This window comes from Ralstonia pickettii (assembly GCF_001699815.1).
Classification (GTDB): Bacteria; Pseudomonadota; Gammaproteobacteria; order Burkholderiales; family Burkholderiaceae; genus Ralstonia; species Ralstonia thomasii.
The window spans coordinates 1-9,766 of the sequence record NZ_MCGB01000021.1; the positions used below are offsets into that span (position 1 = coordinate 1).

At 66.2% G+C, this 9,766-nt stretch carries 10 protein-coding genes; 7 read left to right on the plus strand and 3 right to left on the minus strand.

Translation table 11 applies throughout. The annotated features are described in order from the left end of the window. Positions 1 to 102 precede the first annotated feature (102 nt). The 6 genes from BEK68_RS02810 (at position 103) to BEK68_RS02835 (ending at position 5,028) form a co-directional block, all read left to right on the plus strand. Positions 103 to 867: a FadR/GntR family transcriptional regulator gene (locus BEK68_RS02810; protein ID WP_009239337.1), complete on the plus strand. Its 765-nt coding sequence runs from the start codon at positions 103 to 105 to the stop codon at positions 865 to 867. A 27-nt stretch (positions 868 to 894) separates the two neighbouring features. Continuing rightward, a complete protein-coding gene (locus BEK68_RS02815) occupies positions 895 to 1,722 on the plus strand; it encodes a transporter substrate-binding domain-containing protein (protein ID WP_009239336.1) in 828 nt (275 codons plus the stop codon). Positions 1,723 to 1,879: 157 nt separating this feature from the next. Beyond that, a complete protein-coding gene (locus BEK68_RS02820; protein ID WP_009239335.1) occupies positions 1,880 to 2,614 on the plus strand; it encodes an amino acid ABC transporter permease in 735 nt (244 codons plus the stop codon). Continuing rightward, positions 2,611 to 3,264 (plus strand): amino acid ABC transporter permease, encoded by a 654-nt coding sequence (locus BEK68_RS02825; protein ID WP_009239334.1) that lies wholly within the window; start codon positions 2,611 to 2,613, stop codon positions 3,262 to 3,264. Before BEK68_RS02820 ends, BEK68_RS02825 begins: the two co-directional genes overlap by 4 nt. Next, complete coding sequence (locus BEK68_RS02830; protein ID WP_009239333.1) at positions 3,251 to 3,988, plus strand: amino acid ABC transporter ATP-binding protein; 738 nt, start codon at positions 3,251 to 3,253, stop codon at positions 3,986 to 3,988. The genes BEK68_RS02825 and BEK68_RS02830 overlap by 14 nt, the downstream gene beginning before the upstream one ends. A gap of 83 nt (positions 3,989 to 4,071) precedes the next feature. Then, positions 4,072 to 5,028: a bestrophin family protein gene (locus BEK68_RS02835; protein WP_009239332.1), complete on the plus strand. Its 957-nt coding sequence runs from the start codon at positions 4,072 to 4,074 to the stop codon at positions 5,026 to 5,028. A 22-nt stretch (positions 5,029 to 5,050) separates the two neighbouring features. Here the strand turns inward: BEK68_RS02835 and BEK68_RS02840 are convergent, their stop codons facing one another. Together BEK68_RS02840 and BEK68_RS02845 are read right to left on the minus strand one after the other, a co-directional pair. Beyond that, the gene (locus tag BEK68_RS02840) at positions 5,051 to 5,722 is read right to left on the minus strand and encodes a hypothetical protein (RefSeq protein ID WP_009239331.1); all 672 of its coding nucleotides are present in this window, start codon (positions 5,720 to 5,722) and stop codon (positions 5,051 to 5,053) included. A 102-nt stretch (positions 5,723 to 5,824) separates the two neighbouring features. Then, positions 5,825 to 6,523 (minus strand): Crp/Fnr family transcriptional regulator, encoded by a 699-nt coding sequence (locus tag BEK68_RS02845; protein WP_009239330.1) that lies wholly within the window; start codon positions 6,521 to 6,523, stop codon positions 5,825 to 5,827. 193 nt (positions 6,524 to 6,716) lie between these two features. Here BEK68_RS02845 and BEK68_RS02850 point away from each other — a divergent pair, with 193 nt between their 5' ends. Then, positions 6,717 to 8,351, plus strand: coding sequence for an acyl-CoA synthetase (locus BEK68_RS02850; RefSeq protein WP_009277204.1), 1,635 nt, complete (start codon positions 6,717 to 6,719; stop codon positions 8,349 to 8,351). Between the two features lie 99 nt (positions 8,352 to 8,450). Here BEK68_RS02850 and BEK68_RS02855 read toward each other — a convergent pair. Next, positions 8,451 to 9,766 (minus strand): lactonase family protein (locus BEK68_RS02855; protein WP_065851560.1); only part of this gene is annotated, 1,316 nt, incomplete at its 5' end.

Genomic DNA, 9,766 nt, shown 5'->3' on the forward strand with positions numbered 1-9,766 from the left:
CAATACCGCGCAACACGCAGCTTAATGCTGCATGGCACAAAACTCGCATAAGCCGTGGGCGACCGGTCAGACCACGACCGTGTCTTTCTCCAATCTCGGCGCATGCACAGCATTCCATCCTCCGTCGCGCAAGCACTCCAGCAACGCATCCTGAGTGGCGAGTACCCCAGTGGCAGCCGCCTGCCGCCGCAGCGTGAGTTGGCGGAAAGCCTGGGCGTGAGCCGCGCGTCGTTGCGCGAGGCGCTCACCGTGCTCGAAACGCTGGGCCTGGTGGACATCCTCCCCAGCCGGGGCGTGGTGGTGCGCGGCCAGAAGTTCGGCGCAGAAGGGGCGAGTGCAGAGCGCATGCACCGGCCGTTTGCCACGCCCGCGCTGGGCACGCTGTCGCCGCGTCAGTTGATCGAGCTGCGCCTGGTGCTGGAGCCCGGCTGGACGGCACTGGCCGCCGCGCGCATGCATGCCGCCGGCCTGCGCCACCTGCAGTGGTTGCAGCAGCAGTTGGCCCATGCGTTGGAGCGCAATGATTTGCTAAGCGCGGCAGAGGCGGATTTGCACTTCCACCTGCTGCTCGCGCAGTTGTCCGGCAACCCGGGCTTGATGGCAATGGCCGGCCAGTTGGAACACGCCATCGGCCACAGCCTGCGCCTGCCCTTTGCCCGCAACGGCGCAGACGACCACCCCGCGCACGAGCACGACGCCATCGTGCAGGCCATTGCCGCGGGCGATGTCGCCGCCAGCGCAGAGGCGATGCGTGCGCATCTGCTGTCGGCCGCGCGCCGCAGCGGCATTGATCTGACTGCGCCGCCCGCCACGCCCGAACCCATGCAGCACGAACCGGCTTCCTTTCGCCTCGCCTCGATTTCCTGATCCTGAATTTCCTGAAGGAGTTTTTGAATGACCCGCATCACTGCCCGCCACGCTTCGCGCCCCACCTCGCGTCGCTTCTTCCTCCATGCCGTCATGGCGGCCAGCGCTGTTGCGGCGTTGTTGCCCGGCCGCCCGGCCCATGCCGATGCGCTGGCCAACATCCAGAAAGCCGGCGTGATCCGCGTGGCCATCCCGAACGATTTCCCGCCGTTCGGCTCGCTGGGGCCAGACCTCAAGCTGCAGGGCTATGACATCGACATGGCCGGCCTTATCGCCAAGGAGCTCGGCGTCAAGGCAGAGCTGGTGCCCGTCACCAGCACCAACCGCATTCCGTTCCTCACCACGGGCAAGGTGGATGTCGTCATCTCCAGCCTCGGTAAGAACGCCGAGCGCGCCAAGGTGATCGACTTCACGCAGGCGTATGCGCCGTTCCCCAAGAGCGTGTACGGCCCGAAGGATGTGTCGATCAAGGGGCCGGCAGATCTGGCTGGCAAGACGATCGGCGTCACGCGCGGCTCGACTGAAGATCTGGCGCTCTCGGCCGTGGCGCCGGCGTCGGCCACCATCAAGCGCTATGAAGACAACAACGCCACCGCGCAGAGCTACCTGATCGGCCAGGTGCAACTGGTGACGGTGGGCAACATCGTCGCCAACGCGGTGAACGAGCGCACGAAGCTGCGCCAGCTCGACCTGAAGTTCCCCGTGGAAGACACGCCTTGCTATGTGGGTGTGGCCAAGGGCGAGCCCGCGCTGCTCGACAAGGTGAACACCGTCATCACCAAGCTGAAGACGGATGGCCGCCTGAACGATCTGTCGCAGCGCTGGATCAAGATGCCGCTGCCCGCAAAGCTGTAGAACCTGCTCACGATCCTACTGCGCGACCCGATCTTGACACTGCGATGCTCGCCGTACCCACGTACGGCTGCGCTTCTCGCGCCAACCTCGGGCCGCTCGCTACGGATCGTGAACAGGTTCTACGCACCTTCGCAACGCAAGTCCGCCGGACCTCTTCATGGCCTATCAATTCGACTTTGGTGCTGTCTTCAGTTACAGCGGCCAGCTCGCGCAGGGCGCGGCATTCACGCTCGCGCTCACGGCGGCGGGCGCGGTGGCGGGTGGCGCCATCGGCATTGCCGGGGGCGTGTGCCGCGCCTGGCGCATCGCCCCCTTCAATGCGCTGTTCAAGGTGTATGTGGAGGGCATCCGCAACACGCCGTTCCTTGTGCAGTTGATGTTCGTGTTCTTTGGCTTGCCCTCGCTGGGTGTGCAGATCAACGAATGGCAGGCGGCATTGCTCACGGCGGTGGTCAACCTGGGCGCGTACATCACCGAGATCGTGCGTGCAGGCATTCAAGAAACGCCGCGCGGCCAATTGGAAGCGGCCAATGCCTTGGCGATGAGCCGCTGGGCCGTCTTCCGGCACGTGGTGCTGCGGCCCGCGCTGCAGAAGGTGTGGCCGGCGCTCAGCAGCCAGATCGTGATCGTGATGCTGGGCACGTCGGTCGTCTCGCAGATTGCCGCGCAGGATCTGACCTTTGCAGCCAACTTCATCCAGTCGCGCAACTTCCGCGCGTTTGAAACCTACCTGGTGGTGACGGCGCTGTACTTTGCGCTGGCGCTGTTGCTGCGTCAGTTGCTGGCCTGGATCGGGCAGCGCTTTGTCGTGGGGCGCCGCGCGCCTGCGGCGTCCGCTGCTCCGCTTGCTGCCACCGCCACCGCAGCCGCCTCCGTTGGAGACGCCGCATGATTGCCGACATCCCTCTGTTGCCCATTCTCCTCAAGCTGGGGGAGGGACTGCTTGCCACGCTCATGCTGTCGCTCATGGCCTTTGCGCTGGGCGGCACGGCCGGCCTGGTGGTGCTGTTTGCCCGTGTGGGGCGCAACGCCACGCTTCAGCGCGTGAGCAAGGCGTACATCCAGCTCTTCCAGAACACGCCGCTGCTCATGCAGATGTTCATCGTGTTCTTTGGTGCGTCCATGGCGGGGTTTGAGATGTCGCCGTGGACGGCTGCCGCCATCGGCCTGACGCTGTACACCAGTGCCTATCTGGCCGAGGTGTGGCGCGGCTGTGTCGAGGCCATTCCGCGCGGGCAGTGGGAAGCGTCTTCCAGCCTGGCGATGGGCTACTTCCAGCAGATGCGCCACGTGGTGCTGCCGCAGGCGGTGCGCCTGTCGATTGCGCCCACGGTCGGGTTCTCCGTGCAGATCGTCAAGGGCACGGCGGTGGCGTCCATCATCGGGTTTGAAGACCTGTCCAAGCTGGGTTCGGTGCTGGCCAATGCCACCTTCCAGCCATTCCTTATCTACGGGCTGGTAGCCATTGGGTATTTCGCGCTGTGCTGGCCGCTGTCTCTTTACGCCTCTCATCTGGAAAAGAAGCTCTATGCCGCTCGTTGATCTCTGCGCCGTACACAAGCATTACGGCAACAACCACGTTCTCAAGGGCGTCGACCTGCGCGTGGAGGCCGGCCAGGTGGTCGCCATCATTGGGCGCAGCGGCTCGGGCAAGAGCACGCTGCTGCGGTCCATCAACGGGCTGGAGGCGATTGACGACGGCCAGATCGTGGTCGACAACGCGGTGCTCCAGGGCTCGCAGGCCACGCCCGCGCGGTTGCGCGCGCTGCGCCTGAACGTCGGCATGGTGTTCCAGCAGTTCAACCTGTTTCCGCACCTCACAGCCGGCCAGAACGTGGCGCTGTCGCCCGTGGTGGTCAAGGGCATGAAGAAGGCCGATGCCAACGACCTCGCCCGTCAGATGCTCGTCAAGGTGGGCCTGGCCGAAAAGTTCGATGCGTACCCCGACCAACTCAGCGGCGGCCAGCAGCAGCGCGTGGCCATTGCCCGCGCGCTCGCCATGCAGCCGAAGGTGTTGCTGTGCGACGAAATCACCTCCGCGCTGGACCCGGAACTGGTGAACGAGGTGCTGGCCGTGGTGAAGCAGCTCGCCGCCGAAGGCATGACGCTGATCATGGTCACGCACGAGATGCGCTTCGCGCGTGACGTGGGCGATCAGCTCGTGTTCATGCACCAGGGGTTGATCCATGAAAGCGGGCCGGCCAAAGAGGTGTTTGCCAGCCCCAAGACGGCGGAGCTGGCGGCGTTCATTGGCGCGGTGCAGTGAGGCGCAGGGCATAGGCAGGCATCCGGGCGGCCTTGCCTCTGCCATAATTCGCGCACTCCCCTGCAACGCATTCGCGTCTTCCCATGGTTGTCCGCCCCCATTTGCACTGGTTCCGCATGCTGCTCGCATGGCGCGGGTCGGTGTTGCCGCAGCTTCTGCCGCGCCTGTTCCTCATCTTCTTCGTGTCGTTAGTGGCCATCGCGGTGCATGCGCACCTGCTGCCCGTCTCCGTCAACCTGAGCACGACGCCGTTCTCGCTCGTCGGCATTGCGCTGGCGGTGTTCCTGGGCTTTCGCAACAACGCCAGCTACGACCGCTACTGGGAGGCCCGCAAGCTCTGGGGCCAGTTGCTCAACACGGCGCGTTCGCTCACGCGCCAGGCACTGACGCTGCCGCGCGGGGATGGCACAAATGGCCCCAATGGCCCGAACAGCGGCGTGACCGATGCCGACGTCCGCGAGTTCGCACAGGTGCTGGGCGCGCTGCCGCACGCGCTGCGCCACCAGTTGCGCCACACCGATGCGCGCGAAGACCTCGCCACCCGGCTGCCCGCAGCGTTGCTCGAACGCGTGATGGCCGCGCGCTACCGGCCCATCGTCATCGTGCAGTGGATGGGTGAATGGGTGCAGCGTCGCGCGCAAGCCGGTGCGCTCGATGGGTACGCCGCCCTGGCGTTCGACCGCAACCTCAACGAGTTGTCGAACAGCATCGGCGGGTGCGAGCGCATTGCGGGCACGCCGCTGCCGTTTGCTTACTCGGTCATGATCCACCGCACGGTGTACTTCTTCTGCGCGGCACTGCCGTTTGGGCTGGTGGAAAGCATCGGCAGTTTCACGCCCGTGTTTGCGGTGTTCGTGGCGTACACCTTCATGGCGCACGAGGCCATCGCCTCGCAGCTGGAAGACCCGTTCGGCACGGAAGACAACGACCTCGCGCTCAACGCGCTGTCCAACACGATTGAAGATGCGGTGCTCGACATCCTTGGCGAGCCGAGCCCGCTGCCGCGTGCGGGCGTGCGGCGTGGGGTGATCTTCGATTGATGCCGCGGTTGCGGCGCAGCGCTTAAAGGGCCATCGCCAGCGGCTGCGCCCACCGCTCCAACGGGGCGGTGCTGCCGTGCACCAAACCGCTGACCGAATCTGCGTTGCCCGCCAGCAGGGCAGCCAGCTCCACCCCGAACAGGCTTGCGCACGTTTCGTTCAGCGTGCGCGCGTTGCGGAGGCCGGCCCGCCGGGCCAGCGCGTGCAGCGCTTCAGCTTCGGGCTCGTCATTGCCGCACGTGTGCGCCAGCCGGTACAGCGCCCAGGCGGCGCGTTGCTCGCGCACCAGCGCATGCAGTGCTTCCCCTTCCGCAAACAGACGCGCACGCACCTGGCGCGGGCAGGCCTGCCAGCAGTGGCTCAGCAGCGCGGCGTTCCACGCCTGCACGGGGTGTTCGAACACCAGCGTGGCGAATGCGCGCGCCCAGGGCTTGTCATGCTGAATGGCGGCCATGCGGGGGCAGCCGGCGTCGGGCACGGCCTTGAACGTGATGGCGCACGGCTGCCACACGGTGCCCGGAATCTCGCAACCGAAATGCGCGAAGGCGGGCACCACGAACGGATTGCCCGGGCGCACTTCGCGCCGGCCGTTGGCATCGCGCAGGCATACGGTGCCCTGCTCGGACTGCACGCGCACCGCAAACGGAAAGCGCAGGCGCGAGAGACGGACGTGGGCGCGGCTGATGAGTGGCATGGCTGACCGATAAGGCGGCGGATGAAGCGCGACTGTTGCAGGATTCTATGTCTGTGCGTAACAGGGGCAATGTCGCCCGGGTGACAGAGTCGGGCGCGGCGCTTACAGCTCCGACAGGCCGAAGAGCCGCAGCCGCTCGAGGTCGGTCACGCGAATGGTCTGGTATGACAGCGCGATCATTCCGCCTTCGGCCAGCCGTTGCAGCGCGCGGTTCACGCGCTGGCGCGACAGCCCCGTCAGCAGCCCGATCTCTTCTTGTGACAGCTCCAGCACGGTGCTCGTGCGCGGGTACAGGGCAGGGTGGAACAGCTGCGCAATCGCTTGCGCCACGCGCGCATCGGCGCTCAGCAGGCGGTCGTTCTGCACGGTGGCAATGAACTGACCCATGCGTTCGTTGAGCTGGCGCACCACAAAGCTGGCAAACGGCAAGCTCTGCGCGAGCAGCGTATTGAACACGGGTTCGGGCACCAGCAGCACGTGCGAGGCGCGAATGGCGATCACGTCATAGCGGCGGTCTTCGCGCTTGATGACGCTGCCCTCGCCGCACCAGCCGCCCGCAGGCACGCCGGAGAACGTGCAGCCGCGCCCGTCGGAGGTGTACACGGCCAGCTTGATGAGCCCGGTGTCCACGCCGATCCAGTAGCGGGACGGTTCGCCGCGGCGGGCAATGAAGGCACCGGGCTCGAAGGCCTGCAGCAGGGTTTCTCGCCCGGCCAGGGCCTGGTGTTCAGGCGCCAGCGCGGTGTACCACGCATGGCCTTGCAGTTGCGTGGCGGGCGTCGGAGCACGGGGTGTCGTCATGGCAGGCGAAGGCACACGGTCAAGGGTGGCGGGGGCGCGTGGGGCTCTGCCTTCGCTTTGTAAGAAACCCGTCAGCCTTCGGGTGGCGCGGGTTTCCGGGCGGTTTGTCACTCAGGTGACAGAGTGCGGGAGCCGGCCGATGATAGCGTTGCCCAACAAAAAGCAACAGCGCCCGGCGCACGGAGACACAGCAATGCCCACGGATTTTGATAGCGGTCTGGCCCGCAACGCGGCCAACTTCGTCCCGCTCACACCCATCGAGTTTCTTGCCCGCGCGGCGGATGTGTATGGCGACCGCCTGGCCATCGTGCACGGGCCGGTGCGCCAGAACTGGCGCGACACCTATGAGCGCGCGCGGCGCCTGGCCAGTGCGCTGTCGCTGGCGGGCGTCGGCCGTGGCGACACGGTGGCGGCGCTCCTGCCCAACACGCCTGCCATGGTGGAGGCGCACTTCGGGGTGCCGATGGCGGGCGGCGTGCTCAACGCGCTGAACATCCGTCTGGATGCCGCCAACCTCGTCTTCATGCTGCGCCATGGCGAAGCCCGCGTGCTGCTGGCCGACACCGAGTTTGCCGACCTGGCCCGCCAGATGGCGCTGGAGATTCCCGGCCTGAAAGTGATTGCCGTGAACGATGCCCTGGGTCCGCAGGCCGAGCCGTTTGGCGACACCGATTACGAAACGTTCCTGGCCTCGGGCGACCCGCACTACGCCTGGCAGTTGCCCGCCGACGAGTGGGACGCCATTGCGCTGAACTACACCTCGGGCACCACGGGCGACCCGAAGGGCGTGGTCTATCACCATCGAGGCGCGGCCATCAACGCGGTGTCGAACATCCTGGAGTGGGATCTGCCCAAGCATCCCGTCTATCTCTGGACGCTGCCGATGTTCCACTGCAATGGCTGGTGCTTCCCATGGACGATCGCGGCGCGTGCGGGCGTGAATGTCTGCCTGCGCAAGTTCGAGCCGAAGCTGGTGTTTGACCTCATGCGCGACGAAGGCGTGACGCACTACTGCGCCGCGCCCATCGTGCATACCGCGCTGGTGAACGCGCCGCCGTCGTGGCGCGAGGGCCTGCGCGGGCCGGTGCGCGGCATGGTGGCGGGTGCACCGCCCCCGGCCGCCGTGCTGGCGCAGATGGAAGCCATGGGCTTTGAGCTGACGCACGTCTACGGCCTGACCGAGGTGTACGGCCCTGCAGCCGTCTGCGCCGAGCAGGACGAATGGCGTACGCTGCCCGAGCACGACCGGGCAACGATGAAGGCGCGCCAGGGCGTGCGGTACCACCTGCAATCGCAAGTGGCGGTGCTCAACCCCGAGACCATGCAGCCTGTGCCGGCCGATGGCGAGACCATTGGCGAAATCATGTTCCGCGGCAACATCTGCATGAAGGGCTATCTCAAGAACGAGAAGGCCACGCGCGAGGCCTTTGCCGGCGGCTGGTTCCACACCGGCGACCTGGGCGTCTGCATGCCCGACGGCTACATCAAGATCAAGGACCGCAGCAAGGACATCATCATCTCCGGCGGCGAGAACATCTCAAGCGTGGAAGTGGAGGACGCGCTGTATCGGCACCCGGCCGTGCTGGCTGCCGCCGTGGTTGCCCAGCCGGATGCCAAGTGGGGCGAAACGCCCTGCGCCTTCGTTGAACTCAAGGACGGCGCCACCGCCACCGCAGAAGACCTGATCGCACATTGCAAGACGTTGCTGGCCGGCTTCAAGGTGCCCAAGGCAGTGTTCTTCGGGCCGCTGCCCAAGACGTCGACGGGCAAGATCCAGAAATACGAGTTGCGCCGCAAGGTGAAGTCGACTTCGGCGATTGATGTGTGAGGCTGGCCGGGGCTGCCGCGTGGGACCCCCGCAATAAAACAGAGCCCCTCGCCTTCGCGAGGGGCTTTTTGCATTCCACCAAATCGATTCAGCCCAGCCTCACGGCACCGCCACGATCGCCATCCCGCGCGGGATGTTGCCGGTGGCGGCTGACCCGCTTGCCACGGCGGTCAGCTTGCCGGTGGTGCTGTTGATGCTGTACGCGCTGACGCTGTTGTCCACGGCGTTGACCACGTAGGCGAAGGTGCCGGCGGGGTTGACGAGCACGGTCACGGGCGCGTTGCCGGTGGGCGTGGTGTCGACCAGCGTGAGGGCGCCGTTGGACGGGTTGATGCTGAAGACGCTGACCGTGTTGGCCAGCACGTTGGTCACGTACATGAAGCCGCCCGACGGTGCGATGGCGATGTAGTACGGGTTGGTGCCTGCCGCCACCGGTGTGCCCGATGCGGTGAGCGCCCCGGTGTTGCTGATGCTGTAGACGTTGATGGTGTTGTCTGCGGCGTTGGTCACGTAGGCGTAGGTGCCCGCCGAGTTGACCGCGATGAACTGCGGCGTGTTGCCCGTGTTGACCGTGGTGCCCACCTGCGTGAGTGCGCCCGTTGTGTTGTTGACGGCAAACGCCATGGCCGTGCCCGGCGTGGCGCCGCTGTTGGCGTTGACCACGTAGGCGAAGGTGCCTGCGCTGTTGATGGCGACCGTGTACGGGTTGGCCCCGGCGGTGATGGGCGCGAGCGCGGTCAGTGCACCGGTGCCCGTGTTGACGGAGAACGCCGACAGCGTGTTGTCTCCATAGTTGGTCGTGTATGCGAACTTGCCGTTGGGCGTGCGCGCAATGCTATAGGGCTGCACGCCCGTGGGTGTGGCCGAGCCGACTACCGTGAGCAGTCCGGTATCGGCATTGATGGAGAGCGTGGTGACGGTGTTGGCGTTGGCGTTGGCCACGTAGACGAACTTGCCCGCCGGGTCGATGGTCAGCGACAGCGGCCCTGCTCCCACCGCCACTGCCGTGCCGACTGCGGTGGGCATGCCGGTGGTCGCATCCAGCGTGAAGGCCGAGATGGTGCCGTCGTTCGAGTTGACCGCATAGCCGAACAGGGGCTTGGGCGTGCAGGCCACCGCAATGGTGGTCACGTTGCTGGTGCCCACGGTGCCGCTGCCGTTGGTGACGGTGCAGTTCTCACCCGAAGGCCGCGTTCCGACCGTCGCTGCATAGGGCTTGCCCTGCGCGAGCTTGGTCGGGAAGTTGAAGCTGCCATTGGCGTTGACGACAACCGCATCGCCGCCGTTGTCCAGCAGCGTGACGGACTTGCCGCTGGTCAGCCCGCTGACGGTACCGCCCACGGAATAGGTCGCCGGCGCTGGCGCAGGTGTGGGCGCCGGCGTTGGTGTGGGCGCAGGTGATGGCGATGGCGTCG

Bases quoted from the DNA above. Each gene is read 5' to 3' on its own strand.
- BEK68_RS02835 (WP_009239332.1), top strand. From the start codon at position 4,072: ATGGTTGTCCGCCCCCATTTGCACTGGTTCCGCATGCTGCTCGCATGG.
- BEK68_RS02845 (WP_009239330.1), bottom strand. From the start codon at position 6,523: ATGACGACACCCCGTGCTCCGACGCCCGCCACGCAACTGCAAGGCCAT.
- BEK68_RS02840 (WP_009239331.1), bottom strand. From the start codon at position 5,722: ATGCCACTCATCAGCCGCGCCCACGTCCGTCTCTCGCGCCTGCGCTTT.
- BEK68_RS02850 (WP_009277204.1), top strand. From the start codon at position 6,717: ATGCCCACGGATTTTGATAGCGGTCTGGCCCGCAACGCGGCCAACTTC.
- BEK68_RS02815 (WP_009239336.1), top strand. From the start codon at position 895: ATGACCCGCATCACTGCCCGCCACGCTTCGCGCCCCACCTCGCGTCGC.
- BEK68_RS02825 (WP_009239334.1), top strand. From the start codon at position 2,611: ATGATTGCCGACATCCCTCTGTTGCCCATTCTCCTCAAGCTGGGGGAG.
- BEK68_RS02820 (WP_009239335.1), top strand. From the start codon at position 1,880: ATGGCCTATCAATTCGACTTTGGTGCTGTCTTCAGTTACAGCGGCCAG.
- BEK68_RS02810 (WP_009239337.1), top strand. From the start codon at position 103: ATGCACAGCATTCCATCCTCCGTCGCGCAAGCACTCCAGCAACGCATC.
- BEK68_RS02830 (WP_009239333.1), top strand. From the start codon at position 3,251: ATGCCGCTCGTTGATCTCTGCGCCGTACACAAGCATTACGGCAACAAC.